This window comes from Mesorhizobium sp. M0195 (genome assembly GCF_040322115.1).
GTDB lineage: Bacteria > Pseudomonadota > Alphaproteobacteria > Rhizobiales > Rhizobiaceae > Mesorhizobium.
On record NZ_JAMYSV010000004.1, the window covers coordinates 372,636 to 399,145 of the forward strand.

Genomic DNA, 26,510 nt, shown 5'->3' on the forward strand with positions numbered 1-26,510 from the left:
TAAGCGCGGGTGGGTCTGGTCGACCCGGTGACGCTGTGTGCCCCGCTCGATGGCGAGGCTTAGCTGGGCAGCCGATGTGAACTGTCGCGGCTTAACCTGGAAAGATCGTGAAACCGCCGTCGACGCGGATGACCTGTCCGTTGATGAAGCGGGCGCGCGGGCCGGCGAGGAAGGCCACCGCTTCGGCGATCTCTTCAGGCTCCGCATACCGGTTCAGCGATTTCTTGCTCGAATCCATGCGCTGCGGATCGACCACGCGGCTCGCCTGGAACCGTGCCGTCTTGGTGGCGCCAGGGCTCACCGCATTGACGCGTACGCCATCGTCGATCAATTCCTTGGCGAGGCAGCGCGTATAATGGACGACAGCCGCCTTGAGCGTCGAGTAGACCACCTCGGGCGAGCATCCGATATGCGCTGCCGCCGAGGCGATGTTGATCACCGAGCCTGAGCCGCGCTTGACCATCGGCGGAACGAACGCCTGGCAGACCAGCATCGTGCCGATGAGATTGTTCTCGGTTAGAACCTTGATGTCTTCGTAGTCGATATCGAGTGCGTTGTTGGGATTGGGCTTTACGCCCTTGGCGCCGATGTCGCCGCCGGCGCAGTTGACCAGAATGTGCACGTCGCCGAGATCGGCCTCGATCTTCCTCTTCATATCGGCGACAGCTTGTTTGTCGCCTATATTGCCGGTGACCGCGGTCACCCGCGTCCCATGCTTCTCCAAGCCCCGGGCAGAGTCGCCGAGATCCGCGAATTCGCCATATTGAGATGGCCGAGTCCAATCGAGGTCGTGGACCGCGACGTTTGCGCCAAGTCCGGCCAAGCGGTCGGCCATCACGCGGCCGAGGCCGCGTCCCGAGCCGGTTACGAAGGCGGTCAGGCCGCTGAGTTCTCGGGCAGTCATGCTGATTTCTCCATTGCAATGAAATCGAACTTCTTCATGTTGGCGGCGCTGCGCCGGATCATGTCGAGCTCGTACGAAACGAGCGCGCCGTCATCGTCCCGTTCCCATGGCGTGCGGTAGTCGGCGTCGTCCGCAAGGCGGTTCACGCGCGCAGCACTCAGGCACGCGGCGAACTCCCGGGCGGTCTTCTGCGCATATCCGTTCCACCAGTCGTCGGTGAGCCAGCGAACGTGACGGGCCTCAAGCGCGCCTGGCTCAAGCACCGCCGTCAGCGTGTCGTGGTGCTCGCCAAGGATGGCTGCCAGTTCGGCGAATGGCACGGCGCCGTCGCCGATCGCGCACCGGACCAGACGGTAGCCCTCATCCGTGAACTGAATGCGATAATCCTTGAGGTGAACATGGCGGACATGGGGCGCGATCCGGCGCGTGAAGGCAAGCGGCGCCTCGCCGACAGGAAAGGTGTTGCCGGTGTCGTAGGTGATGCCGACACCCGGCCTGCCGAGTTCGCAGAACGCAACCAGTTCGTCGCTGCCGAAGTCCTGATGGTTCTCGATGCCGAGCATCCAGCCCTCGGCCGCCGCACGCGGCCCCCATTCCGTCAAGGCAGCGCGAATCGTGGCGTTGAACTCACTCCATTTCGGTCCCCACGCATTGCGGTCGCCGCACAGGACAGGCGTCAGTGCGATACGGATCGTCGTCGCCTCGAGCAGCCGCGCAGCCCGAAAGGCGTTGTCCAGCGGACCTGCCACCAGCAGTCCGCCGCTCACCACCGGGACGATGTCCAGCGCGGCAAGACGCCTGCGCAGGGCGACGATTTCGGCGTCAGTCAAGTCGGTCAACCAGGGTTCGTAGATCTCGAGCGTGCGTGCGCCTAGTTCCTGCGCCAGCGTAATGAAGCCTTCCAGCCCCACGCCGTCCGGATTGTGCCGTGGCGTGCCGCGGCCCTGCAGTCCGAGATGATAGGTCAGTCCGTAGGGGTTGAGGCCGAGACGAAGCATCAGCTTGGCGGTTCCAATGGAGAGCGGAGAAGCGTCACTAGCGCAGACCAGCATCGACGGTAATGGACTGTTTGGTGATCATGCGGCTGTCGTCGGCTGCCAGGAAGAGCACTGTGCGTGCAATCTCCTCGCCCAGCAGGACGCGGCGGATGAATTGCCGCTGCACCGTCTGGTCGACTGCCTCCTGCGTCTTGAACCACAGCTCGCGCTGCCGCTCGGTCATGACGGCGCCGGGTTCGACCGCATTGACGCGGATGTTATCCGGTCCGAACGAGCGCGCCAAAGCACGCGTCAGCGCCACCACAGCCCCCTTGGCGGTGGCATAGGCCACCATCTGGTCCGCTCCGAAACGCCAGGCGATGGAAGAGAAGTTTATGATCGAGCCGAAGCCGAGTTCCTTCATATGCGGATGCACAGCCTGCGCGGCGAAGAAGTGATGCCTCAGATTGACGTCGAAGCTGCGGTCCCAATAGTCGGCCGTTACCGCGTCGATGGGATGGCGTTGATCATTGGCGGCGTTATTCACCAGGGCGGCGACCGGACCAAGCCGCGCGCGCACGCCTTCTACCGACGCCTTTAGCGCATCGACGTCGGTCACATCGCAATGGAGATATAAGGGAGCCTGCCCGGCGGCACCAGCGAGCTCGCTCACCAACGCCTCCGCTGGCTCGTCTTGCACGTCGAGAAAGGCTACCCGGGCGCCATTCGAGGCGAAGGCACGGACCATATCGGCGCCGATGCCGGAGGCGCCGCCGGAGATCAGCACGACCCGATCGGTCAAGCTCGGATAAGTCGCGAATTGTACGGACATCGATTACAGAAGCGCCTTGGTTGTTGGATCGAACAGACAGGCGCGCGACATATCGATGCCCAGCGTTATCGTCTCGCCCATGACTGGAGCGTCGTCCGGCTCGAAACGGCCGGTGATCTCCAGGTCACCCAGCCTGAGCACGGCAAGCGTCTCGGCCCCGGTCGGCTCGACCAGTTCGACCGGCGCCTGCATGGACGCCACAGCAGGTTTGCGCGACTTCAGATCGGTCGTGAAACGGTAGATGTGTTCCGGCCGGATACCGAGCACGACGTCCTTTGGCGCACCGGCGGACATCGGCGCGGCAAGGGCAAGGCTGGCATCGCTGCCGTCAGCGGCGCGTACCGAGATGCTGGTCGAGCCGGTAAGCCGGGCGGGGATGAAATTCATCGCCGGCGATCCCATGAAACCGGCAACGAACATGTTGGTCGGCCGGTCGTAGATCCGCTTCGGCGTGTCGAACTGCTGGACCGAGCCCTGGTTCATCACCGCAATGCGGGATGCAAGCGTCATCGCCTCGACCTGATCATGGGTGACGTACACCGTGGTCTTGCCAACGCGATGGTGAAGCTTCTTGATTTCGGTACGCATATCGACGCGCAGCTTGGCGTCCAGGTTGGACAGGGGCTCGTCGAACAGAAACAGCTTTGGGTCGCGTACGAGGGCGCGCCCCATCGCGACGCGCTGCCGCTGCCCGCCCGAGAGCTGGCCGGGCTTGCGTTTAAGCAACTGTTCGATCTGCAGGAGCGCGGCAACCCGTTGGACAGCTTCCGCCTGCGCCGCTTTTGGCACGCCGCGGCTTTCCATGCCGAAGGTGATGTTCTGGCGCACTGTCATGGTGGGATAGAGGGCGTATGACTGGAACACCATCGCAATGTCGCGGTCCTTGGGTTGCACGGAGTTAACCAGCCGGTCGCCGATCCATATCTCGCCCGACGTGACGGTTTCGAGGCCGGCGATCATGGCGAGCAAGGTTGACTTGCCGCAACCCGACGGGCCGACAAGGGCGACGAATTCTCCGGTCTTAGCCTCGAGATTGATGCCGGCAAGAATCTCGAGCGAGCCGTAGCTCTTGTGAAGGTTGCGGATCATCAACGCGGACATGGGCGACGCCTCATTTGATGGCGCCCTGGGTGAGGCCGCGCACGAAGTATTTTCCACCGAACAGATAGATCAGCAGCGGTGGCAACGCGCCGATCAGCACGGCTGCGCTCATCACATCGTAAGCACGCGCGGTCGTGCCGCCGGCCGTGAGCGCGACCAGTGCCGCGGTAATCGGCTGCTGCTGGCCTGATGTGAAGACGACGCCGAACAAATACTCGTTCCAGATGCCGGTGAACTGCCAGATGACGGTGACGATCAGAATGGGCGGCGACAGGGGCAGGATGATCTTGCGGAAGATCCGCCAGAAGCCAGCGCCGTCAATGCGTGCCGCCTTGATCAGGTCGTCCGGTATGCTGACGTAGAAATTGCGGCAGAACAGGGTGGTGAACGAGATGCCCTGGACGACGTGGATAAGCACCAGCCCGTATGTGGAATTGGTCAAGCCGAGCTTGCCGAGCAGGAACGCCCACGGCATCAGCGAAATCTGGCCGGGCATGAATACGCCGAGCAGCATCAGATTGAAGATCAGTTCGGAACCCCTGAAGCGCCATTTGGAGAGGATGTAGCCATTCATGGCTCCGAGAATGGTCGAGATGATGGTGGCGGGGATCGTCATCGCCAGCGAGTTGAAGAAATTGCGCTTCATGCCCTCGCAGGTACCGCTGACGCAGTAGGATCCCCAGGCCTGCGCCCATGCATCGAACCGGAAGCTGCGCGGTACGGAGATGAGGCCGTTGCGGGCAATCTCCGACTGCTCGCGCAACGAGTTGAAGATCACCACCAGCAATGGCACGAGATAGACGACCGCGAAAAGCGTCAGCACGGCATAGACAAGGAAGCGGCTCCAGAAATGCCGGCGCGTGGCAGCGGCTTCCTCCGGATCAAAACGGGCATTGGGGGCAATTTCAACCATTGCGGCCCTCCGCCCGCCGGCGCCAGACGATCCACAAGGAGTACGGCACCAGCACCACCGCGACCGCCGCGAGCATCATCATCGCCGCGGCGGCACCCTCGCCGATTTGGCCGCGCTGGAACATCAGGTCGTAGACATAGATGGCGGGGAAGGTCGTGGACACGCCTGGCCCGCCCCGCGTCAGCGCCGCCACCAGGTCGAAGGTCTTGATGGCGAATTGTATCTGAATGACCGCCACCGCCAGGAATATCGGAGCGATGGTTGGCAGGATGACCCTCCGATAGGTCCGGAAAACCGACGCGCCGTCGATTTGCGCGGCTTTGACGAGATCCGGATCGACCGACCGCAGACCAGCCAGGAAAAGTGCCATTGCGAAGCCGGACGACTGCCAGATACCGGTTATGATCACCGCATAGATCGCGGTGTTGCGGTTGGCCGTCAGGGCGAAGCTGAAGTCGGTCCAGCCAAGCCCTCGAACGAAGGCCTGGATACCGTCGACAGGGTTATACAGCCAGCTCCACACCGTACCGGTGACGATGAAGGACACCGCCAACGGGTACAGAAAGATGGTGCGCCAAACCGCCTCGCCGCGGACGCGCTGGTCGATCGCGATCGCGAGCAGCAGGCCAACCGCCATCGAGCCTACGATATAGAAGCCGCTGAACAGGAAGAGATTCGTATAGGCGATGTTCCAGCGCCGGTTTGCCCAAAGCGAAGCGTAGTTGTCCAGGCCAACGAACCCATAGGTCGGCAACAGCGACGAATTGGACAGGGAGATGTAGAGCGTCCAGAGTGTGAAGACGAAAACATAGATGAAACTCGCCGCTATCGATGGCGCCAGCACCAGAATGGGCACCATCGTGCCCAGGCGCTCGCGCCACGGACGGGCCGCGGCAGCTGCGGCTGGTACAATCAGATCATGGGTGGACATCGGGCTGCTCCGGCGAGGTCTGGCCAGGCGCTTCGCCCCGGCCATCATCGGCAGCGTCACTCCTGCGCTTCGGCCGCATCCGCCATCGCATTGGCCGCGTCCTGCGCACTCATATCCGGCGTTGCTACAAACTCGGTGATGCTGTCCATTATTGCGCCGCGGACCTTTTGTGGCACCGTCATGTTGTGCGCCATCGAACGGACGAGCGTGCCGGCGGCGATCGAGGCTTGCAGATCCTTTTGCGAGAGTTGCTGGCAAGGATTGAAGCCGTTCGAAAGATCGACGTCGAGGCGGGCCGGGATGGACCCTTTGGTCTGATTGAAAATGGTCTGAAATTCGGGCGACAGGATGATGCTGGCAAGCAGCTTCTGTCCCTCGATATAGTCCGGGTCCTTCTGCTTGAAGAACACGACCGAGTCCGAATTCAAGATGAAGCCGGGCTTGCCCCAATCGGTCGGCGCCTGGGCGCAGACATAGTCGGTTCCCTCCTTGAAGCCGCCGGCCGTCAGCAGGCCGATCGTCCAGTCGCCCATGATGTGGAAGGCGGCCTCGCCGCGGCCGACGAGATGCGACATGGTATCCCAGTCACGTCCATTCATGCCGGGGTCCATGTACTTCGAGGTCATGGTGCGAAACTGCTCGAAGGCCTTGACCATGCCGTCGCTACGCATGGCATCGACGTCGCCCTCGACGAAAGCTTTCCTGTAGAGATCTAGGTCCTGACCGTACACGACCACTTCGAAGACCGTCGAGTCGGTCCAGTCCGCGGTCGAGTGTGAAATGCAGATCTTGCCGCTGGCCACGATCTTGTCGCAGGCGGCGTTGAACTCCGCCCATGTCTTCGGCATCTCGTTGACGCCGGCATCCTTCATGACCTTCGGCGATGCCCACAGCCAGTTGATGCGGTGGATGTTCATCGGCGCTGCCACCCAATTCCCGGTCGGCTTCATCACCGGCAGCAATTCGGGAGCGACGACCTTCTCCCAATTTTCCGCCTTCGCCAGGTCGTCGAGATTGGCTGTCATGCCCGTCTCGTTCCATTCGGCGATCTCGGGGCCCTTTAGCTGCACAGCGGGAGGTGCGTTGCCGGCGATCACATCGGCACGCAGTTTGGCCAATGTATTGGCCGTATGGCCTGCGATGGAGGTCTGCTGCCAGGTGCCACCCTTGGCGGTAAACATCTCGCCGAGCTTGGCGATAGCCTGGGCGTCCGATCCGGTGGCCCATTGATGCAAGAGGTTGGTCTTCGGCTCCGCGAGCGCTGTTCCGGTAATCAAGGTGAAGGCGGTAGCGGCCGCAAAGGCCGTCCTCAGGTATTTCATCGTTTCACTCCCATATGTGATGCACGGTTCGTATCGACCGCTTGTGGCCTGCGATTTGAGGTCGTGGCCGGCGAGATGCAGTAATCTCCGTTCTTTCCAAGATGACATATTTGAGCTATCAGTCAACATGCTTTGTGCTCATCATGAACAAACCTTCGCTTAGAAATTGGCTGATCGACAGGCCGTCCGCGTCGCCGGAGAGCCTGATCGTCCGATGCTTGCGCGAGCGCGGCGTGCTTTCCGCGTCGCAAATTACCCGCATTACCGGTTTGGCGCGGTCGACGGTTTCAACCGCGCTCAACGGCTTGAGAAAGTCAGGGATGGTGATCGAATCCTCGGCCCATCATGACGCGGCCAGGGGCATTGGCAGGCCGGCCACGGCATTGACGCTCAATCCCGCTGCGGGCACCTGCGTCGGTATCCACCTGGGCCTCGACGAGATGCGGTGCGTCGTCGCCGACGTCTCGCATTCTTTCGTTGCTGAACAAACTATCCCCATGGGTCTGGACTACCAACCGCAACAGGCGGCCCAGCTTGCCAAGTCAGTAATTGCCCGATGCTACGAAGAGAACGGTCTGCCGATGGCGGGGCTCCTGGGGGTTGGGGTCTCCGTCTCGGGCCCAGTCAGCCGCGAAGGAGTGGTGCTGCGCGCGAGTATTGTTCCGACCTGGGCCGGGGTCAACATCCGCGATGTGTTCGGGCCGGTCCTCGAACAGCCGATCTTCGCCGACAATGAGAGCAACTGCTCGGCAATTGCCGAGCTGATGTGGGGTGCGGCCGTCGGCCACGACGATTTCGTGCTGTTCAAGGTCGATCTGGGCGTGGGCGGGGCCATTGTCCAGCACGGCCGGCTGGTGAGCGGCATCGCCGGCGGCGCCGGCGAATTCGGGCACATCAGCATCGATCCCGGCGGCGACCTTTGCCGGTGCGGCAATCGCGGATGCCTGGAGCTCTATGCCAGCTTTGCCCGGCCGCTCGAGCAGATTTCGCGCATCGTGCGGCGGCCGGTCACGATGGACGATGTGATCATGATGGCCGAGCAGGGCGACGTGAGGGCGCTGCGGATGATCGAGGACACCGCAGAGTTCGCCGGCCGTGGCCTTGGCCTGATCGGTTCGGTGCTCAATCCGCCGCTCATCATAATCGGCGGCCGCATGGCCTTGGCGGGCGACATTCTCCTGGCGCCACTGATCGCGTCATATGAACGCCATACGCTCATCAAGTCCCGCGATGTGGCGCCTGCGCTGCGCACGCGGATAATCGTTGGCAAGCACACGGAGAACGACGCACTGCTCGGCGCGGTCGGCCTCGTGCTGCGCCACAACAGCCGGCTTCAATGACCTGACTCCGCTTCGGGTGGTACTCTGAGGCTCGTTGTTCCACATCGGTGCGCACCCGCATCGCAGCCAAGTCCCTCCGGCCTTTGGACTGGTTCACTCTGGCGCGTTAGAGCGTGGCCGATGATGAGCGTGCCGAGAGGTGTCACAAGAATCGCGTAGGTTTATGGTGTTAACGGGCAAAGCTTGGGGAGCAGTCGTCAATGCCGTATTGCTGCAGCAGGCCGAGCCCTACCTCTCGCCCGGCCGGGAAAACTGTAAGATGAAGCAAAGCGGAGTTGTCTTGCCGCACGGCGGTGGGCGGGTGGTGCCGGCTCTCGGGATCGACGTCCATGTGTGGCGGGTTGCTCTCGATGCTCCCCTTTCGCAGTCGGACATGGCCGTGCTCAATCCAGCCGAATTGACCAGGGGCGGACGGTTTGTTTTCGAGCAGGATCAGCGGCGCCATCTGGCAGCTCATGCCGGCTTACGCCGGGTGCTGTCCATGTACACCGGCCGAGCGCCGGGAGAACTCGATCTGCGGGAGACCCCACAGGGAAAGCCGTTCCTTGCGGACGGGCGCCTCGCCTTCAACCTTTCGCATTCGGGGGATCTTGCCCTTGTGGCCGTGGCTGCCGCCGGGCAAGTCGGCGTCGATGTCGAGCGCGTCGCCCCGCGGAGCGGCGAGATGTCCATGGCCCGTTCTCTGTTCGCGCCCGGCGAGATCGCACAACTTGAGTCACTGGCGCCAGAGGCCCGCCGCCTCATGTTCTGCCGGCTTTGGACTTGTCGCGAAGCCGTGCTCAAGGCTGCCGGCGTCGGCCTCTCCGGGGTGGGACTCGAGATTGGGATGGACGGGAGCGGCGAGGCCTATATCCTCTCGCCGCCACTGGAATTGGTTGAACCCCTCAGGCTCATTGAGTTCCGCCCAAGCGCGCACCACGTGGCCGCCGTCGCCTGGAGTGCACGCAGTCCTCAGGTCGTCGCACGCCGCTTCGATTTCGACTTGGGATTGCGTTGACGCTCCGGAACGGGCCTCGGGGACGCCTGTTTTTGGCGACGAGGATCGAGCGGACGGGTTTCTCTTCAAAAGCAGCCACATCGGCCTAAAAACTAATCAAATTGGCCTAAAAAGTAATCAAATCGGCTTAAAAGACACATTTTGCGATAAAAATGCTAACCTGGCGAGTTTTGCTCTTGGAGCTTCCGTTAGGACATGCACTTAAATACGCCGTGACTGTAAGTGCGCCGTGGGTTGGGCAACCCACGGTGTATACTAGGCGGGGGTCTGGGCATGAACATTCATCGTGGGGGCGATGCCCCTCAGCAGGTCATTGAGTCAACACAGCCAATCGCAGTTATCGGAATTGGTTGCCGGTTTCCTGGAGGAATCCAGGACGCGGACTCGTACTGGAACTTTCTCTTGGAGAAGAACTGCGGCATCGTCGATATCCCGGCGGATCGATGGAATGTCGATGCATTCTATGATCCGGAGCCCGATGCCCGGGGAAAGATGCGGACGCGCTGGGGTGGGTTTCTTGCCAGCGACGTTTTCGGCTTCGACCCGAGTTTCTTCGACATGTCGCCCCGCGAGGTGACAACGATGGACCCGCAGCAGCGCCTGGCGTTGCAAGTGGCCTTCGAGGCCGTCCAGGATTCGGAGCGCACATTGGCCGACCTGCGCCGCGGGCGCACCGGCGTGTTCATCGGAATCTCGACCAACGATTTCGCGCAGAACCTGCGCCGCGGACGTGTCGGTGGTGGGGATATTTTTGCCGGCACCGGTTCGGCGTTCTCGATCGCGGCCAACCGAATATCCCACCGTTTCGATCTGAAAGGGCCGAGTATCGCCGTCGACACGGCATGCTCGTCGGCGCTCGTTGCCATCGACCAAGCGGTGCGCCACCTGAGCACCGGCACCTGTGAGACGGCGCTCGCCGGCGGCGTCAACTGCATGCTCGATCCAGGCCCGTTTATCGCATTCTCCAGCGCCAACATGCTTTCGCCGACCGGCGGTATCTACACCTTCGACGAAAGGGCGGACGGGTTCGTGCGCGGCGAAGGCTGCGGTTTCGTTTTGCTGAAGCTTCTCGACCGGGCAATTGCCGACGGCGACCGGATCTATGGCGTGATCCGTCATTCGATGGTCAATCAGGACGGGTATACGCCGACCCTGACGTCTCCGAGCGGGGAAGCACAGCAAGCGATGCTGGAGGCGCTGGTGGAAGGCGCCGCCATCGATCCGGCCGATGTCGACTATGTCGAGGCCCATGGAACCGGCACGCCGGTCGGCGATCCAATCGAGGCGGCTGCTATCGGCCGCGTATTCGGTGTGAATTCACGCCCAAAACCGGCCTATGTCGGATCGTTCAAGCCCAATCTCGGCCACCTCGAATCGGCGTCCGGCATTGCGGGTTTCATCAAGACGGTGCTGACGGCGGGAAAGGGCATCGTGCTGCCGAACCGGAATTTCGAGCGCCCGAATCCGAGCATTCCGTTCGACGCGCTCAACATCGCTGTGGCAACGAAGCCGACGCCGATCGACCACCACGGCCGGCCGATCCTGGCCGTCGTCAACTCCTTCGGCTTTGGCGGTACCAATGCCTCCATCGCCGTGGAAGGATGGCGGGGGTTGTCCGCCAGCGCCAACCGTGCGCCAAGGCCGGTGATAGCCGGCCATCCGATAGCCGTCCCGATCTCGGCCGGCAGCACGGCCGGACTGGAACTGTGGGCCGGCCGTCTAGCCGATGCGCTGGAGCAGGGAGGCTCCCTTGCGGAGACCCCGGTCGAAGACATCACCGCCCATTTGAGCAGCGCGCGCGATAACTTCGCCCAACGGGCTGCGCTCATCGTCGAGCCGGAGCGTGCCGCGCTCCAGACCCAACTGCGCGCATTGGCTAAGGGAGCCATCGAGCAAAGCGCGGAAGGGCCAACCATCATCACCGGCAGGGCATCCAACCGTCGGCTCGCCATCGCCTTCTCGGGCCAGGGCGGCCAGTGGTGGGCCATGGCGCGCCGCCTGTTGAAGGAAGACCGTGCGTTTCGCCGAACCGCCGAGATGTTCGACGAAGTGCTGCGTCCGATGGTCGGCTGGTCGACCGTCGAGGAGATGCTGCGGGACGAGAAAAAGACCCGCATCAACGATGCCGACGTTACCCAGGCATCCATCTTCACCACGCAGATATCCCTCTACGAGCGCTGGACAAAGGCTGGCGTGCGGCCTGAGCTTCTGATCGGCCACAGCTTCGGCGAGGTCGCGGCCACCTACGTTTCAGGTATCATCGATATCGAGACGGCGGCTCGCATCATTGCCAAACGCGGCCTCATCCCGCTGAAGAGCGAGCGGCGCGGTGCAATGGCCACGATAGGGCTGACGGTCCATCAACTCGAACCTTTGCTGCCCGGTGACGAAAGCGTTGTCATTGCCGCCTACAACGGCCCGATCGCGCAAACGATTTCCGGCATGGAGGACGCGGTGCTTGGCGTGCTGGCCAAGGTCGCGGAAGCCTATCCCGATGCGACGGCCCGCCGGATGACCATGGATTTCGGATGGCACAGCGCGCATCTGGAAGACTGCAAGGAATGGTTCCTCGGCGAACTGGGTCCGGTCGCCTGGAAAGAAGGCCGTCTGCCGATCATCTCGACCGTCACCGGCATATTCGAGACGAAGTTCGACGCCGACTACTGGTGGGCCAATTTGCGCCAACCCGTCAGCTTTACCAGGGCCTTGGATTTCACCCTCGATTTCGGCATCAATACTTTCCTGGAAATAGGCCCGCACCGCACGCTGACGCCGCTCATCCGAGGCATCTCGCAGGAGCGCGGGGTAGACGCCGCCGCGGTGAACTCGCTCGATCGCAAAACTGATGATTTCTGGACGCTGGCGCGGGCCGAGGGCAGCCTTCATGTTGCCGGCGTCGAATTCAACCGGCCGAAATCGTTGAGTGGCCACGTGGCCGTTCCCAAGTTACCCTGGAACAACCAGCGCCTGCTGAATACATCCGAGGAAACCAAGAACTTCCTGTTCGAGGCACCCCGGCACGCACTGCTTGGATGGCGCGACTTCACTGCGGGGCCGTCCTGGACGAACGAAATCACGCTCAGAGGCTTCAAATTCCTGGCTGACCATCGGGTCAGCGGCGATTGCCTCTTCCCGGCCGTCGGTTACATCGAAATCATGGGGGCCGCACTGCGCGACCATTTCGGCTCTGAGTCCGTGGAACTGCGTGATTTCAAACTGTACGAAGCGCTTTCCATCGCGGAGGACGACGTCGTACTGTTTACGACGACGTTCGATCCGGTCGGTAGCAGGCTGCGCATCGCCACGTTCCATCGAGGCTCGGAGGATGGCTGGAGGACGCGTGCCGAAGCTTACGGCTTCAGCCACAAATATGAACTTGCAGCAGCTCCCGCCGACCTGCTGCTGGATCGCCCGAACCTTGTCGAAAAGACGGAATTCTACCGTCTCGCCGAACGGCACGGGCTTGAATACGGTCCCTATTTCCAGTCGGTGAACGCACTCGACATTGTCGGCGACCGCCTGGTTGCCAGGCTGTCAAGCAAGGATCCCAACTTGGCGAAGCAGTATTTCGCCTTCCCCGGATTGCTGGACGCGGTGCTCCAGGCCGGCATCGGCCTGGCTTCGCATCGAGACGGCGTGTGGGTTCCAGGTGAATCGCTGCCGCCGGCTAATGAAGACAAGGCCCAGTATCAGTTGCGCCTGCCAACCGGCGCCCGCAAGATCCTGCTGGGCGCTCCTTTGACGCCCGAGGTGATCGTCGACATCCAGCCGGGTCTCGACCCGTACTCGATTCGGTTCAGCGTGTTCTCGCCGGAAGGGCAGCCGCTCATCGTTCTCGACAACCTTCAGACCAAGGCGCTGGGCAAGGTCAGGAGCAGCAGGGCCAAGCAAGGTGCCGGCTCGGGCTCCAGTGTTTTCGAGGAGCATTTCGAGAAGCAGGAAGCCAAACCGGCAGCGCCCTCATTGCGTTGCGCCCACTGGTTGGTGGTGGGTGATGGAACGCAGCGCCTCGAAGCGACATTGGCTGAGCTGGTTAGCCGCGGAGCGACGGTCGAGGTCGCAAACCCCGCGCCGTTCCTGAACCTCGATGCGGATGAAGCGCTCGCCACGATCCGGGCATTCATGACCAAATCGGGTGGGACAGGTGGCATCCTGTTCAGCGCCGCCACCCCCGAAAAACTCGACGACAAAGCAGGCGGGGACGAGCTTCTCGCCAGGATCACGCCTATCGTGCACCAATTGATCACGCTTGGAAAAGTCATCGACCGGCTGCACAGTTCGTCCGAACAGCGGCCCGAACTGGTTGTCGTCACGTCCGGCAGCCGGCTTGTGCAAGGTGACCAGCCGATGAGCCTTTCAGGCCTGAGTGAGAGCGCCTTAATCGGCATTGCTCGCACAATGGCAAACGAGTTCAAAGGTTTGGGCATCCGCCTTATCGATGCGGATCCCACATCGTTGCAGTCGGGGGTGAGCATTTCGGGCGCCGTGCTGGAGGAAACCGCAGAGACGGAATTCATCCTGCGTGGCGCCGAACGCTATGTCCCGCGGCTGGAGCAACTGGCTTTGCACGAAGTGGCGCCGTTGCGGCGGACGCTGGAGACCGCGCGGGATTCTTCCAACTTCGCCGTCACCATGACGGGGCCTGGCACCATCGACAACATCGTACTACGCGAAATCGCCGATCCCGAATTGGCGCCAGACGAGGTCATGGTCGAGGTCGCCGCGGTCGGATTGAACTTCCGCGACATCATGGCGGCCACCAGCATCTTGCCGGACGAGTTGGAGAATGACGAGGCATACTGGCGCAATCTCGGGCTGGAGTTCGCCGGCACCGTCCGCAGGGTCGGCGAACGGGTGACCAATCTCAAGCCCGGCGATCGCATCATGGGTATGGGCAAGGGCTACCTCAGACGCTTCGCCAAGCTCCGGGCGGATCTCGCCATGCGCGTACCCGATGGTATTGATCTGATCCAGGCCGCGACCCTCCCGACAGCCTTCCTTACCGCTCACTACGCTCTCAAACATATCGGCCGATTGGCACAGGACGAAACCGCGCTGATCCATCTGGCTTCGGGTGGTGTCGGGCTCGCCGCCATCCAGGTCGCGCATGATGTGGGGGCTCGAGTCTTCGGCACTGCAGGCAGCGACACAAAACGCGCCTTCCTGAAGACATGGGGCGTGGATGAGGTCATGAACTCGCGCGCTCTCGATTTCGCCGACGAGGTGCGTTCCCTTACGCGTGGCCGCGGCGTCGACGTGGTGCTGAACGCGCTGTCTGGCAACGGCATCGACAAGAGTCTGGAGTGCCTGGCGCCCTTCGGCAGGATGGTCGAAATCGGCAAGCGCGATCTCGCCGACGACAAGCCGATCGGGCTTCGCTCGCTTTATCGCAACAACGCCTATTCGGTCATCGATCTCTCGACGCTCCCCGTCGAGAAGGAGAGCCTCTTCAGGCAATTGCTGGTGGAGGTGGAGGCTAAGGTTGCCGCCGGCGTCTATAAGCCGCTGGAGGCGACCCGCTTCCCGGCATCGCGCGCGGCAGAAGCCATGCGCATGCTTTCGCGAGCGCTGCACATCGGTAAGGTGATCGTCACTTTCGACGAACCTTCCGTGGACATCGAACTTGACCTCGGCGCACAGTTCGCCGTCTCCGCTCAGGCTTCCTACCTCGTCACTGGTGGGCTCAAGGGATTTGGCGTTGCGATCGCCGAGTGGCTCAGTCAGAAAGGCGCGGGAACCATCATCCTTGCCAATCGAAGCGGTGTTCCAGTTGCCGAAGCGGCTGTGGCCATCGAGATCATGGAGCAACGTGGCACGCGCATCGTTCGCGCCGCTCTGGACGTGACCGATGCTACTGCCGTCGGCAGGCTGATCGGCGAATATGCTGGGGGTGACGCTCCTCTGCGCGGCATCGTGCACGGCGCCGCGGTGATCGAGGACGCTTTCGTCTCGCAGCTCGATGCAGGCAAGATCGACCGCGTGCTGAGGCCGAAGATAGCCGGCGGGTGGAACTTGCATGTCGCCGTTGTCGAACACGATATTCCGCTGGATTTCTTCGTGAATTTCTCGTCGATCGCGCAGCTTATCGGTTCGTCTGGGCAGGCCAACTACACAGCGGCCAACTCTGTTTTGGACGCAATCGCCACGTACCGCAGGGGTCGCAACCTGGCCGGCTCGTCCACCGCCTGGGGCATGATCGCCGGCAGTGGATTCGTTGCCAGGTCGGAAGCAATGACCAACTATCTCGATAGCGTAGGCATCAAGCCGGTTCAGGATTCTGAAGCGGCGGCGGCCCTGTCCTATCTTGTGCGCGCCAGATCGGAGAATCTCGGCTTTGCCAATATCGACTGGGCTGCGATCGCACGCACGAACCCCGGCGCAGCGACGAATCCGAGGATTTCGCCGCTGCTTGGAGACAGAACCGGAGGGCGGTCTCGCATTCAGGCCGAGCTTGCAGCCGCGCCGCGCGAGGCGTGGGACGACCTGCTCGCCGACATGATCCGGCGCGAAGTGGCGAAAGTCCTCAAGGTCGAGGCAAGCGCCTTGGCGGATGACCGCAAGCTCAGTGAGCTCGGTCTCGACTCCCTCTCATCGTTCGAACTGAAAAACCGCGTCGAGGCTCAGGTCGAAGTCGACATCCCTGTCGCCAAGTTCCTGCAAGCGCCGACGATCGCGGGACTGTCGCGCCTCGTTGCTTCCGCTTTTGAGGCGAAACTGAAGGCGTCCGCCTTGCAGGTCCTGGCCGCACAAGCGAGTTCCGATGGCGTTGCAGCGCAGGAAGCCTTCCGACCTCTTGGCCGCCAGGTCAATGCGATGATGCTGGATGGACTGCCGATGTCGTCGGCGGTCGCAAAGGCGGACAATCAGATCCTGGTCGAGACGAGTATTGAGCCTGGCGTGTCGCTGGCCGCGCTTGCGACAAGATTGGCGCGACTGGTCGAGCGACACGACGCGCTCCGGATGACCGGTGCGATATCGGCGTCCGGCGCCGTGGAGATCGGCTTCGAGGCTCAACCGATTGTTGAAGTGCTTTCGCCGGGCGGTCGTTTGGGCGATGTGGCGCTGCCTGGTCCGCTATGGCGGATCGGCGCGTGGCAGCGGCAGGATGGCGGTCACGATCTACAAATCCGGGCTCATCGCGCGGCTGCCGACACGTTGTCGGTTCATCTTTTGCTTGCGCAGCTTGTGCAAGACGAAGCAGAAGCGGTCGAAGCAGGGCCTAGTTTTACCGACTACGCGCGCGCAGCTCATCCGATGCCCGGATCGAGCGAGTATCGTCGCGACCTCGCCTATTGGAAGGAGATACTTCACCACGCGCCTGCGATCGCACCGATCCCCGGCCGCAGTCGTGCCGCGTCTCCCGTCGGTATGGGAACCAACAGGGGCCGTATCGGGTTGCTGGAGATCACGCTTCCAGCAGCAGCATTCGCGTCGGGATCGGAGTTGCCGGCCGCGCGCTTTCTGGCCGCCTATGCCAAGGCCTTGGCAAGCCGCCTCTCGCTCCAATCAATCGTCGTCGACCGCTGGTATAGCGAGCGCGGGCAGGGAGCACCAAGCGGATTGATAGGCCCCTTGGATGGGTCCTATCCGATTGTCCTGCGAGCCATGAATGAACTCGGTTACGATCTGCTGAGGAAGGTCGAGCGTGCCGACGCAAACGGCCACGCGCATCGGTCAATGGATACGTCGTCTCTGGAACTGGCGCTCGAAGAAGATCTGCGCATTCGCCATGTTTCGCTGCGCCAATTCGGCTTCGCTTTTCTCGACCGTAGCCAAGTTACGGCGCTCGCCGCCTTGGACCATCCTCTCGATGCGATCCCCGCATCCGCGCACGAGATACAATTGTCCGTAGCGACCAGCGAAGCCGGCGTTGTCTGCCGGCTGACCGTGGATCTCGACGTTGTCGAAGAAGCAGCAGCGCGGTTGCTACTCGATCAGTTTCTCGACGAGCTTTCCTCCGAGCTCGAAACGTCAGGCCGCCTGGTGCCCATCGCAATGGGCTGGAGTCTGCGCGAGTGGTCCGGTCAGCCGAGTGGAGGCCAGGATGTCGAGCGCTCACCGCTCAACGGCGTGCCCAACGTCGAAAGAGAGATAGCAGTAACTAGCACGCAATTGGGATTACTGCGTTTCCAGGAACATCCAGACGCGACTTCGCATGCGCGTGCCGCATTCATTGTAAGCAAGGAGTTCAAGATCCGGCCGCAAATGGACGCCGATCGTCTCAGACGGGCGATCGAAACGGTCATGGCGCGACACGAGGTGATGCGTACCCGGTTCTTCCGCAAGGGGGCTAGATACGGCGCGTATCTGGAAAGGACCCCGACCGATTTCTTCAGGGTCGAGCAAGTCGCCGACGAATCCGAAGCGTTAGAGCGCGCAACCGAACTCGCGCAGGAAGGCATAGATATCCAGGCGCCGATGTTCCGTGTCACCGTCATCCGGTTCGGCTCCGAGAGCGACCTTATCGTCGCCAAGGCACATCATCTCGTTGTTGACGGCTATTCCCTCGGCCTCATCGTCGAGGAAACAGTCAAGGCTTATCTCGGCCTGCCTCTTGATCCGGTGGAAATGAGTATCGACCGATTCATCCGGGATTTCGACCATGTCGGAAAGCCTGGTTCGTTCGAACGGCGCGACGCATTCCTGCGCAAGGTATTCGCCGAGCCCTTGCCGCAAATTCCCAATCTCGGGCGCAAGGCGAAAGGCCGCCGGACGAATGTCAACCTGATCGATTGCAGCCTTAGCGAGGACGTGACGCTCTCGATAGCCAGCGACCAGCAGGATGCGCTGCGCAAGCGTGCCAGGGCAGCCGGCACGACGGAAACGGCCATGATCATCGCGGCCTTTGCGCAGACCATCGGGTCGCGCGGCGGCGTGGACGATATGGTGATGCAGGTTCCAGCAGCGTTGCGCCACGACCGGCGGCTGGAGAACTATGTCAATTTCGTCGCCTCGGACGTCCCTGTGCGTGCGCGGCTGTCTCGGTTCGAGACAATCGAAGCGTTAGCCGGTTCGCTCGGAGAAGGGATCGAAGAGGCTATCCAGTTCGCGCCCTTCATGGATTCGAACTACTTCGGAGACGTGCATGACGAAGTCGTGGCCAAGGGCTCCTATACCTCCCTCTTCGTCGCCGGCACCCAAACAGTCGACAGATGGACACGCGCCACGCAGTCGGCCCCCCTTCAAAGGGCCCATGCCGGTGGCGAACTTGATCTCGGCATGTTCAAAGTGACGCCCCTGCCTGACATGCGACGAGAAAAACCACGTACCAGCGAGATGGATCTGCGTACCTTTCCGACCGCGAACGGTCTTGGTCTGACCTTGATATTCGACCAATTGGGCTATGACCGTGCAGAAGCAGAAGATATCCTGAGGGAAGTCATCGAACGACTGTTGGCTGGGCAACCGGCGGTCGATGCAGCCGAGCAGGCGGCGATATAGTGATGCGTCGATTCAGGGGTCAGCGGGGCCGGTGGAAGCCGGTGCAGGTAAAAGGCACGTGATTCGCTTCATCTTAATCTTGTTTGCCGTTCTGGCGGCAGTCGGGCTCTTTTCTGGTTGGTATATCTGGCCTGCTCAGGTGGAGTCCTATGTCGCCCAGCGAAGGCTGATCGCGCGTGAAATCGCCGGACCCGGCCTCCTTGGTGCAACCAACCAGGTCGTCGTGACGGCAAGGATCCAGGCATTCCTGGCCGACGTTCGCGTCGACCGGAATGACGAGGTAAAGACCGGCGATATCCTCGCCACGCTAAACGCGACTGAAATCGAGTATCAGCTTGCCGCAGCGGTCGCCAACGACCGGGCCGCGGCGGAGAGCGTGCGCGAGGCCGAATTGGAGCGTGACCGGCTGGTTATCGCCGCCCGTACTGCAAAGGCAGATCTGGATCGCAGGAAGAGCCTGCTCGCCAGCAAATCGATTTCTCAGGCCGAGTTCGACCTCTTCGAAGGCACCCAGAAGCAAGCCGAGGCCGCATTGGCGCGAGCGACCGCTAGCATCGAGCGCGCAAAGGCCCAGGCCGCGGCCGCCTCCGCCGAGGTCGAGCAGATACGGAGCCGTTTCGGCGAAACCTCGATACGCTCGCCTGTCAATGGGGTGGTGGTTTCCCGCAGCCGCACGGTGGGAGACCTGCTTTCTCCGGGCGTCGAACTGATGCAGATCGTCGACCCGACGTCATTGCTGGTCATGGCGCGCTTCGACGAATCCGCGATGGGGTCGCTTCGGCCGGGGCAAGTAGCCAAAGTCACCTTCTCATCGGATCCGCAACGGCCCTACGCTGCTTCCATTGCGCGGATCGGCCGGCAGGTCGATCAAGAGACGCGCGAGTTCACGGTCGATCTTAAATTGCGCGAGGTGCCGGCGAACTGGGCTGTGGGTCAGCGTGCAAGCGTCACCATCCAAGCGGAATCGCCGTCACCGGGCATCGCGGTGCCACAGCGATTCCTGGCGAGAAACCAGGGACGGGTGGGTCTTTGGATTGCACATGACGGGCGGGCCTATTGGGCTCCTGTTTCGCTGGGCTACTCCAGCGGCACCGATATCGAGATCACGCGCGGCCTAAAGGTCGGTGATGTCGTGCTCAGTCCGACAGGCCGCTTCCAGTACCAAGCGGTTAACCTCCAGGCATTGAGCAGGTGAATCTCGCGGTCAAAGATATCAGGCATAACCTGCTGAGGTTCATCCTGACCGTTTTCGGCGTCGGCCTGCTGATGGCGGCGACGATCGGCATGCTGGGCATGTATCGCGGCATCGTCTACGAAGCCTTGATCGTGATCGACGGCATTGGTGCCGACCTCTGGGTCGTCGAAGGGGGAAAGTCCGGACCGTTCGCCGAATCCTCCGCCGTACCGGCCAATCTCGATCGCCGCGTGGCCGGTGTGGCCGGTGTGGCGGCAACGCGCCGGTTCATCCAATACAACCAGCAGTTCGAAATTGACGGGCTTCCGCTGCGAATGTCCGTCACTGGTGTGGACTATCCAAGCGACAGTGGCAGCTGGATACCGTTGATCGCCGGCCGGTACTTCCAATCAAATCGCTACGAGGCCATAGCCGACAAGACTTTAGGCCTGGTTGTGGGTGACGAGATCCGGCTTGGACGAGATAGCTATACGATTGTCGGCGTGTCGTCCGGGCAGGTCGACATGGGTGGCGACGGATTGTTGTTCGTCACCATCCCGGACGCGCAGGTCATCAACCGACTGCTGCCCAGCGAGGCGATCCTCCTCAACCGTGCGGCCAAGGGCAAGACGCGCATGGGTCTCGGCGACGAGACCGGAAGTGTCGCTGCGGTCATCGTCGAAACTCTCCCGGGCGCTGACAAGGAGGTCGTGCGTGACTCGATCAAACGCTGGGGCGACGTCGAGGTCCTCACGCAGCAGGACCAGGAAACGCTTCTACTGGACGGCCGCCTCGGCAAGCTCCGCGTCCAGATCCTGGCTTTCACGACGATGACGCTGCTGATCTGCTGCGCCGTCATAGCACTGACCATCTATACGATGACAATCGAGAAGGTCGCGCAGATAGCACTTCTGAAGCTGATCGGCGCCCGTGACCGGGTGATCATCGGCATGATTGCGCAGCAGGCGGGGCTGATCGGCTTTTGCAGCCTCGTTCTGGCCATAGCCATCTCGTTTACGATCTATCCGAGATTTCCGAGAACTGTGCTGATGACCGAATCCGATCTTGGCGTGTTGTCGTTCGTGCTGATGGCACTCAGCCTTGCGGCCAGCTGGTTTGCGATTCGTCGCGCGCTCGCGGTCCGTGCCCAGGAAGTGTTGGCCTGATGTCGAAGCGCCGCCTCGCCACGCTGGAGGTTCGGAATGCCAGCAAGGTCTACGAGAGCGGCGGCTCGCCGGTCACCGCGTTGGCGGCAGGTTCGCTGACCTTGAGCCCCGGCAGTGTTACCGGCATCGTCGGGCCCAGCGGCTCCGGCAAGACGACGCTGCTGATGATCGCCGGTCTGCTGGAGACACCGACCACGGGAGAGGTCCTGTTCGACGGCAAGGTGATTTCGCGTCCCGGTGCGAAGCTCAACGAGCTACGAGCCTTCAGGCGGACCCATCTTGGGTTTGTGTTCCAGAAAGCGAACCTGATCCCCTTTCTCACGGCCGCCGAAAACATTGCCATCGCCATGCAGGTCAACGATGTCGGTCGCCAGCAGGCGCAGGCGCGAGCCAGCCGGCTTCTCGCCGCGTTGGGCATCGAACATCGCGGCTCCAATTATCCTTCCCAACTTTCCGGCGGCGAACAGCAGCGCGTTTCAATCGCCAGGGCCTTGGCAAACGATCCCACCGTTATTCTAGCCGACGAACCTACCGCCGCACTGGATGGTACACGGGCGGAGATGGTGATGAAGGTTTTTAGGCATCTGGCGGACAGCCGCAATGTCGCGATCTGCGTTGTGACCCACGATACGCGCTGGAAGACTTATTTCGATTCGATGCTCGAGCTCGAGGATGGGCGGGCACGAGAGCCGTCTCCCTTTGGCATGATGGCTGAACGGCATTGATCACCGCTCGACGCGGCCATGGCGGTATTTCCGCAGAGAAGATGTTATCGCGATCCAACACGCGCCGCCTTCAATGTCATGGGCCGCACCGGCCGAAAAGACTGTCAAAGACTTACGAGTTACTGGCCGAAGCGGCGGTGCTGAGGTTCACTACGCGACACGCACCGTGCGCTGCCTCGGCTTGATCGCGGTGGCGAGCAGCAGGCCGGCGATGATGAGGGCGGCGCCGGCGAGATCGTAGTCGTGCAAGCTTTCGCCGAGGAACAGATAAGCGAGAACGGCGACGAAGGCGGTCTGCAGATAGAGCAGCATGCTGGCGCGCCCGGCGCCAAGCGTCTCGACGCTACGGTTGTAGAGATAGTACATCAGGGCGCCGCCCGGGCCAGCAACATAGGCGAGGGCCAGCAGGCCGTTCGCATGCAGCGCCGAACGATCCCCGGAAAACAGTTCCCAGAGATAAAGGGGCAGTGCGGCCAGCGCGCCGGCTCCCAGCAGCAGGACCACCATCGGCAGAAGCTCGATAGCGAATTTGGCGCGACGCAGCAGCACGGTGTAAAGGCCCCAGCAAAAGGCGCTGCCGACGATCCACAACTCGCCGGGATTGAATTGCAGCTGCATCAGCGCGGCAAGGTCGCCGCGCGCCACGATCACCACCATCCCGGCCAGAGCGACCAGCGCTCCAAGCGCTTTCCAGACACCGAGGGGCTCGCCGAGCACGAAGCGGGCAAGCACCATCGTCATGATCGGCGACAGCGCCATGATGATGCCGGCGGTTGTCGCGTTGGTGTAGTTGAGGCCCGTGTAGATCATGCCCTGACACAAGGTTAGCCCGATGGCGCCGATGACCAGCACCTCGATCACCCGGGATTGGATCAGCACGAGCATCGCCCCGTGATGACGATGGACGATAGGCAGCAGGATCGCGCAGGCAAGCGTCAGCCGCCAGAAGCAGAGTGCCCAAGGCGGCATCTCGGGGGCAACCCACTTGGCGGCGATATAGACGCCGGCCGACAGGAGCCAGCAGAGCGTCGCGAGAGAATAGGCGAGCGGGAGTGATGCGTCGGGTCTCGCCTTCGCTACACTTGGATGTGCTATCGGCAGCGATTGGATATCCGTCTCCTCCCACCGCAGACTTTAGCAGATTTGCAGCGCCTTGCTAAGCAGCGACAACAGCTGTTTCACCAGCCAGTGCAATCGGTGGGTCATTGTGGGTCCCGCCGTTCACGGTCTCGTTCCATTCCAACGCATGTTGGCCCATGAGCAACTCGATACCGAAAAGCGCAAGCCGTATCGATTTCGCGCGATACGAATGTGAGATTCATATCGCGCGACAGATATTCGGGCGGTTGCCACAATCTCCTCGCGCCATATTTCTACCGAGAGCAGATCTGTCGCGAATTCCTGGCCCTCGGATCACGCGCCGCTGTTTCGAAGCAATTGGAAGAATAAGCCACTGATTTCCGTTTACACAAAGAGCACGACGCAAATCCATGCGGAGGACTTCCGATGCATGCCGGCTTCCGAGGAAGCGTACTCGTAGCGGTGTTGGGAGCCGTCATGGCGAGCTGCGCTGGCATTCCGGCGCAAAAAGCCGAGGCAATAATCGGCTATGGCCCCAACCCCACTTTACCGAAACCAAGACCGACGCTGATCCCGACTGTTAACATCGCCGAGGCGAAAGGCTGGCAGAAAGGAGGTATGCCGACCCCGGCGAAGGGGCTGGCAGTGAACGCCTTCTCTACCGGCCTCGACCATCCGCGCTGGCTGCATGTGCTTCCGAACGGCGACGTGCTGGTTGCTGAGACCAATGCCCCTGCCAAGCATGACGAAGGCTTCAGTCTTAGAAAGGTCTTCATGGACCTGGCTATGAAGCGGGCCGGCGCCGCAACCAAAAGCGCCAACCGCATCACGCTCCTGCGCGACACTGATGGCGACGGCATTGCGGATGTGCGAACGACGTTCGCGGAAGGCCTCAATTCGCCGTTCGGCATGACGCTGTCCAAAGGCAAGCTCTTTGTCGCGAATACCGACGCACTCGTCGCTTTCCCCTACTCCAACGGCCAGACCCGAGTCAGCACGTCGCCGGAAAAGATCATCGACTTGCCGGCCGGGGACCTCAACCATCATTGGACCAAGGACGTGATCGCAAGTCCGGATGGACGCAAGCTCTATGTCACCGTTGGTTCCAACAGCAACGTTGGAGAAAACGGCATAGCCGCGGAGAAGAACCGCGCCGCTGTCCTTGAAGTGGATCGGTCGAGCCGTCGTACTCGGGTCTTCGCCTCGGGCCTGCGCAACCCGAACGGGCTCTCCTGGAATCCTGAAACTGGCGAGCTTTGGGTCGCCGTGAACGAGCGTGACGAGATCGGCGACGACCTCGTGCCGGATTACATGACCTCGGTTCGTGACGGCGCCTTCTATGGCTGGCCCTACAGCTACTACGGACAGAACGTCGACGAACGCGCCAAGCCGCAGCGCCCCGATCTCGTGGCGACGGCGGTCAAGCCCGACTACGCCCTGGGCTCTCATACCGCCTCGCTGGGACTGACCTTCTCCAAAGGCGCCCGGCTCGGTCCGGCCTACGGCAACGGCGCCTTCGTCGGCCAGCACGGCTCGTGGAATAGAAGCGTGCATAGCGGCTACAAGGTGATCTTCGTGCCGTTCCGTGGTGGCAAACCGAGCGGCCCTCCGAAAGATGTGCTCACTGGCTTCATCGGGCGTAATGGCGAGGCGATGGGCCGTCCGGTCGGCGTAGCTATCGATCAGACTGGCGCACTGCTCGTCGCCGACGACGTCGGTAATGTCATCTGGCGGGTCCGCCGGGCGAATGGCCGTTGAGCGCAGGTGCCTTTCTGATTCCGACCTCAGCCTTCGGCTACAGCGCCACGCCCGATATGACTTCATTCGGCTGCGACTCGATGCAAATGCCAGTTGACGACACCGCGCCTGCCGCATGTCGGCCGCTACGGCGAGGTCTATTTTGCGCATGGCTATTCGGGCAAGGGGTGATCCTGTCGACGCTGCCGTTCCCCGGCGGCACGGCGCTGAGCGGCCCGCTCCACGTGCTCGGCATGCTTTGGTACGCACTGCGCGACCGCATCAAACATTGAGCGCAGGCAGTGGCAACTTCTGTCCCGCAGGATCAAGCCTGCGTAGCCTGGACGCCGATAGACTTGCCTGCTTTTCCGCAGCTAATAGATAGATATGATTGCAGGATTAACCATTTCATAGCCCAGGCGCGGCTCCGATTTGTCTTTCGAAATCCCGCTGGAGACAGTTCCGGTTGAACTGCGATCCAGCTTTGTTTCCCTGGTTTTCTTGATCGTGCTGCGCGACAGGTCGGCGCAGGCCGACGCTGTGTTGACCAGCCTCTTTTTCTCGTGCGCAACGGCGGCGGTGGATACGGCAATCACCATTGCCGCACAAATAATCGCCAATCTCATTGATTCCCCCTTAGAGCACCGCAAACGTGTGGTCGACTGCCTTGAGACGCCGGCGAAGAGATTACTCGCGCCTGGCCGATCCATGCGGCTTCCGACTGCCCAAGAATGTGACTACATTAGCTGCAGCGCAAGTAACCATTTCGGACTAGGCAACGGGTTCACCCTTCGACGGAAAGCGGCTGAGCTGCCGGCGAAAAAGCAGGCGTTTTAGCCGTTTCCGCCGCCGGGCGCCTTCTGAGAGCGATGCAGTCGATCGCGACGGAATGCGGCTATGCAGGAGGCTGGCAGAATAGCGCGACCGCTCTGCTTCAAGCGCAACGCTCGCCGGCCAGAGGCTCGGAATCACCAAAGTCGACGACGGGATTTGGCTCGTCTCCGTCATGCACATTCGTGCTCAAGGCTAACTCGGCGCAGCTTCGTTGCGGCACCGGCGGGCGCGTACAGCGGAGTGCTGGAATGGCATCTGTTCACCGCCCGCCAGTCCGCTTCCGGCGGACTGCAGCAACGCGGCATTTTCCACTTTGAGGCGAAGTAATTCTCAACTATGGTTGAGCTAGGCTTTTGGCATGGGGGATATTGCCGATGGTTTTGTCACGCAGGGGTGTCGTGCTCGGCGGCCTGGCGCTGGTCGCGGTGGGTGCAACCAGCAATATTGCTCAAGCCGCGGCGGCAAAATCCTTTTTCGCGGGTACCGCCAGCGACAACAATTTTGTCTATCGCAAGACCAACTTCGCCAAGATCGACAAGAGATGGCATCGCCAGATCGTCAAGTATTTCAGCAGCGAGCCGGTCGGCACCGTCGTGGTCGATACCCGCCACCATTTCCTCTACGTCATCATGGAAAACAAGACCGCCATCCGCTACGGCGTCGGCGTCGGTAAGGACGGCTTCAAATGGTACGGCCGCGCGACGATCGACCGCCGCGCGCTGTGGCCGGATTGGGTCCCGCCCCCCGAAATGCGTAAGCGCAGGCCGGAACTACCGCCCATGATCGCAGGCGGCGCGTCCAACAATCCGCTCGGGCCGCGCGCGCTCTATCTGCACCGCGACGGCGCTGACACCGGCTACCGCCTGCATGGCACGCTTGAGCCATGGAGCATCGGCACCGACGCTTCCAGCGGCTGCATCCGCATGTTCCCGGAAGACATCATCGACCTCTACCAGCGCTGCCCGATCGGCACCGCGGTGCAGGTCCTGCCGCACATCGCCGACCAGGCGCCCGCTTCCACCACTGTCGAATGATT

General features: G+C 61.9%; 17 protein-coding genes and 1 pseudogene. 9 read left to right on the forward strand and 9 right to left on the reverse strand.

The annotated features are described in order from the left end of the window. Positions 1-91: 91 nt before the first annotated feature. The 7 genes from NKJ12_RS12265 to NKJ12_RS12295 are packed head-to-tail and all read right to left on the reverse strand — an operon-like array spanning position 92 to position 6,980. Positions 92-904 carry an SDR family NAD(P)-dependent oxidoreductase gene (locus NKJ12_RS12265; protein ID WP_352702892.1) on the reverse strand — a complete coding sequence of 271 codons (813 nt, stop codon included), beginning with the start codon at positions 902-904 and terminating at the stop codon, positions 92-94. Further along, a complete protein-coding gene (locus NKJ12_RS12270) occupies positions 901-1,902 on the reverse strand; it encodes a sugar phosphate isomerase/epimerase family protein (protein WP_352702894.1) in 1,002 nt (333 codons plus the stop codon). Before NKJ12_RS12270 ends, NKJ12_RS12265 begins: the two co-directional genes overlap by 4 nt. Positions 1,903-1,939: 37 nt before the next feature. Next, on the reverse strand, positions 1,940-2,713 hold the full coding sequence (locus NKJ12_RS12275) for an SDR family NAD(P)-dependent oxidoreductase (RefSeq protein WP_352702896.1): 774 nt from the start codon (positions 2,711-2,713) through the stop codon (positions 1,940-1,942). Positions 2,714-2,716: 3 nt separating this feature from the next. Further along, positions 2,717-3,814: an ABC transporter ATP-binding protein gene (locus NKJ12_RS12280; protein ID WP_352506263.1), complete on the reverse strand. Its 1,098-nt coding sequence runs from the start codon at positions 3,812-3,814 to the stop codon at positions 2,717-2,719. A gap of 10 nt (positions 3,815-3,824) precedes the next feature. Beyond that, a complete protein-coding gene (locus NKJ12_RS12285) occupies positions 3,825-4,727 on the reverse strand; it encodes a carbohydrate ABC transporter permease (protein WP_352702898.1) in 903 nt (300 codons plus the stop codon). Next, the gene (locus NKJ12_RS12290; protein ID WP_352466746.1) at positions 4,720-5,658 is read right to left on the reverse strand and encodes a carbohydrate ABC transporter permease; all 939 of its coding nucleotides are present in this window, start codon (positions 5,656-5,658) and stop codon (positions 4,720-4,722) included. Before NKJ12_RS12290 ends, NKJ12_RS12285 begins: the two co-directional genes overlap by 8 nt. Before the next feature lie 56 nt (positions 5,659-5,714). Next, positions 5,715-6,980: an ABC transporter substrate-binding protein gene (locus NKJ12_RS12295; RefSeq protein WP_352702900.1), complete on the reverse strand. Its 1,266-nt coding sequence runs from the start codon at positions 6,978-6,980 to the stop codon at positions 5,715-5,717. Between the two features lie 143 nt (positions 6,981-7,123). Here NKJ12_RS12295 and NKJ12_RS12300 point away from each other — a divergent pair, with 143 nt between their 5' ends. The 6 genes from NKJ12_RS12300 to NKJ12_RS12325 all read left to right on the forward strand — a co-directional run bounded on the left by NKJ12_RS12300 (position 7,124) and on the right by NKJ12_RS12325 (position 21,823). Further along, positions 7,124-8,320, forward strand: a complete 1,197-nt coding sequence (locus NKJ12_RS12300; RefSeq protein WP_352702903.1) for an ROK family transcriptional regulator — start codon at positions 7,124-7,126, stop codon at positions 8,318-8,320. A 259-nt stretch (positions 8,321-8,579) separates the two neighbouring features. Next, a complete protein-coding gene (locus NKJ12_RS12305; protein WP_352506259.1) occupies positions 8,580-9,317 on the forward strand; it encodes a 4'-phosphopantetheinyl transferase family protein in 738 nt (245 codons plus the stop codon). Between the two features lie 273 nt (positions 9,318-9,590). Further along, complete coding sequence (locus NKJ12_RS12310; RefSeq protein ID WP_352702905.1) at positions 9,591-18,758, forward strand: SDR family NAD(P)-dependent oxidoreductase; 9,168 nt, start codon at positions 9,591-9,593, stop codon at positions 18,756-18,758. 58 nt (positions 18,759-18,816) lie between these two features. Next, complete coding sequence (locus NKJ12_RS12315; RefSeq protein WP_352478377.1) at positions 18,817-19,953, forward strand: efflux RND transporter periplasmic adaptor subunit; 1,137 nt, start codon at positions 18,817-18,819, stop codon at positions 19,951-19,953. Beyond that, positions 19,950-21,098: an ABC transporter permease gene (locus NKJ12_RS12320; protein ID WP_352506257.1), complete on the forward strand. Its 1,149-nt coding sequence runs from the start codon at positions 19,950-19,952 to the stop codon at positions 21,096-21,098. The genes NKJ12_RS12315 and NKJ12_RS12320 overlap by 4 nt, the downstream gene beginning before the upstream one ends. Further along, the gene (locus tag NKJ12_RS12325; protein WP_352478380.1) at positions 21,098-21,823 is read left to right on the forward strand and encodes an ABC transporter ATP-binding protein; all 726 of its coding nucleotides are present in this window, start codon (positions 21,098-21,100) and stop codon (positions 21,821-21,823) included. Before NKJ12_RS12320 ends, NKJ12_RS12325 begins: the two co-directional genes overlap by 1 nt. Positions 21,824-21,973: 150 nt before the next feature. Here NKJ12_RS12325 and NKJ12_RS12330 read toward each other — a convergent pair whose 3' ends face one another. Beyond that, positions 21,974-22,933 carry a DMT family transporter gene (locus NKJ12_RS12330; RefSeq protein ID WP_352506396.1) on the reverse strand — a complete coding sequence of 320 codons (960 nt, stop codon included), beginning with the start codon at positions 22,931-22,933 and terminating at the stop codon, positions 21,974-21,976. A 396-nt stretch (positions 22,934-23,329) separates the two neighbouring features. Between NKJ12_RS12330 and NKJ12_RS12335 the strand changes: the two genes are divergently transcribed. Then, complete coding sequence (locus tag NKJ12_RS12335; RefSeq protein ID WP_352506256.1) at positions 23,330-24,661, forward strand: PQQ-dependent sugar dehydrogenase; 1,332 nt, start codon at positions 23,330-23,332, stop codon at positions 24,659-24,661. Positions 24,662-24,754: 93 nt separating this feature from the next. Continuing rightward, positions 24,755-24,933: pseudogene (locus tag NKJ12_RS12340) on the forward strand (FAD-dependent oxidoreductase); the annotation flags it as partial. An 81-nt stretch (positions 24,934-25,014) separates the two neighbouring features. On the opposite strand, the gene NKJ12_RS12345 reads toward NKJ12_RS12340, so the two are convergent. Further along, on the reverse strand, positions 25,015-25,266 hold the full coding sequence (locus NKJ12_RS12345) for a hypothetical protein (RefSeq protein ID WP_352506255.1): 252 nt from the start codon (positions 25,264-25,266) through the stop codon (positions 25,015-25,017). A gap of 582 nt (positions 25,267-25,848) precedes the next feature. Between NKJ12_RS12345 and NKJ12_RS12350 the strand changes: the two genes are divergently transcribed. Then, positions 25,849-26,508 carry a L,D-transpeptidase gene (locus NKJ12_RS12350; RefSeq protein ID WP_254817044.1) on the forward strand — a complete coding sequence of 220 codons (660 nt, stop codon included), beginning with the start codon at positions 25,849-25,851 and terminating at the stop codon, positions 26,506-26,508. Positions 26,509-26,510 lie beyond the last annotated feature (2 nt).

What these genes read in the sequence shown, in the direction of transcription:
- NKJ12_RS12265 (WP_352702892.1), bottom strand. Translation starts at nt 904, where the DNA reads ATGACTGCCCGAGAACTCAGCGGCCTGACCGCCTTCGTAACCGGCTCG.
- NKJ12_RS12270 (WP_352702894.1), bottom strand. Translation starts at nt 1,902, where the DNA reads ATGCTTCGTCTCGGCCTCAACCCCTACGGACTGACCTATCATCTCGGA.
- NKJ12_RS12275 (WP_352702896.1), bottom strand. Translation starts at nt 2,713, where the DNA reads ATGTCCGTACAATTCGCGACTTATCCGAGCTTGACCGATCGGGTCGTG.
- NKJ12_RS12280 (WP_352506263.1), bottom strand. Translation starts at nt 3,814, where the DNA reads ATGTCCGCGTTGATGATCCGCAACCTTCACAAGAGCTACGGCTCGCTC.
- NKJ12_RS12285 (WP_352702898.1), bottom strand. Translation starts at nt 4,727, where the DNA reads ATGGTTGAAATTGCCCCCAATGCCCGTTTTGATCCGGAGGAAGCCGCT.
- NKJ12_RS12290 (WP_352466746.1), bottom strand. Translation starts at nt 5,658, where the DNA reads ATGTCCACCCATGATCTGATTGTACCAGCCGCAGCTGCCGCGGCCCGT.
- NKJ12_RS12295 (WP_352702900.1), bottom strand. Translation starts at nt 6,980, where the DNA reads ATGAAATACCTGAGGACGGCCTTTGCGGCCGCTACCGCCTTCACCTTG.
- NKJ12_RS12300 (WP_352702903.1), top strand. Translation starts at nt 7,124, where the DNA reads ATGAACAAACCTTCGCTTAGAAATTGGCTGATCGACAGGCCGTCCGCG.
- NKJ12_RS12305 (WP_352506259.1), top strand. Translation starts at nt 8,580, where the DNA reads ATGAAGCAAAGCGGAGTTGTCTTGCCGCACGGCGGTGGGCGGGTGGTG.
- NKJ12_RS12310 (WP_352702905.1), top strand. Translation starts at nt 9,591, where the DNA reads ATGAACATTCATCGTGGGGGCGATGCCCCTCAGCAGGTCATTGAGTCA.
- NKJ12_RS12325 (WP_352478380.1), top strand. Translation starts at nt 21,098, where the DNA reads ATGTCGAAGCGCCGCCTCGCCACGCTGGAGGTTCGGAATGCCAGCAAG.
- NKJ12_RS12335 (WP_352506256.1), top strand. Translation starts at nt 23,330, where the DNA reads ATGCATGCCGGCTTCCGAGGAAGCGTACTCGTAGCGGTGTTGGGAGCC.
- NKJ12_RS12345 (WP_352506255.1), bottom strand. Translation starts at nt 25,266, where the DNA reads ATGAGATTGGCGATTATTTGTGCGGCAATGGTGATTGCCGTATCCACC.
- NKJ12_RS12350 (WP_254817044.1), top strand. Translation starts at nt 25,849, where the DNA reads ATGGTTTTGTCACGCAGGGGTGTCGTGCTCGGCGGCCTGGCGCTGGTC.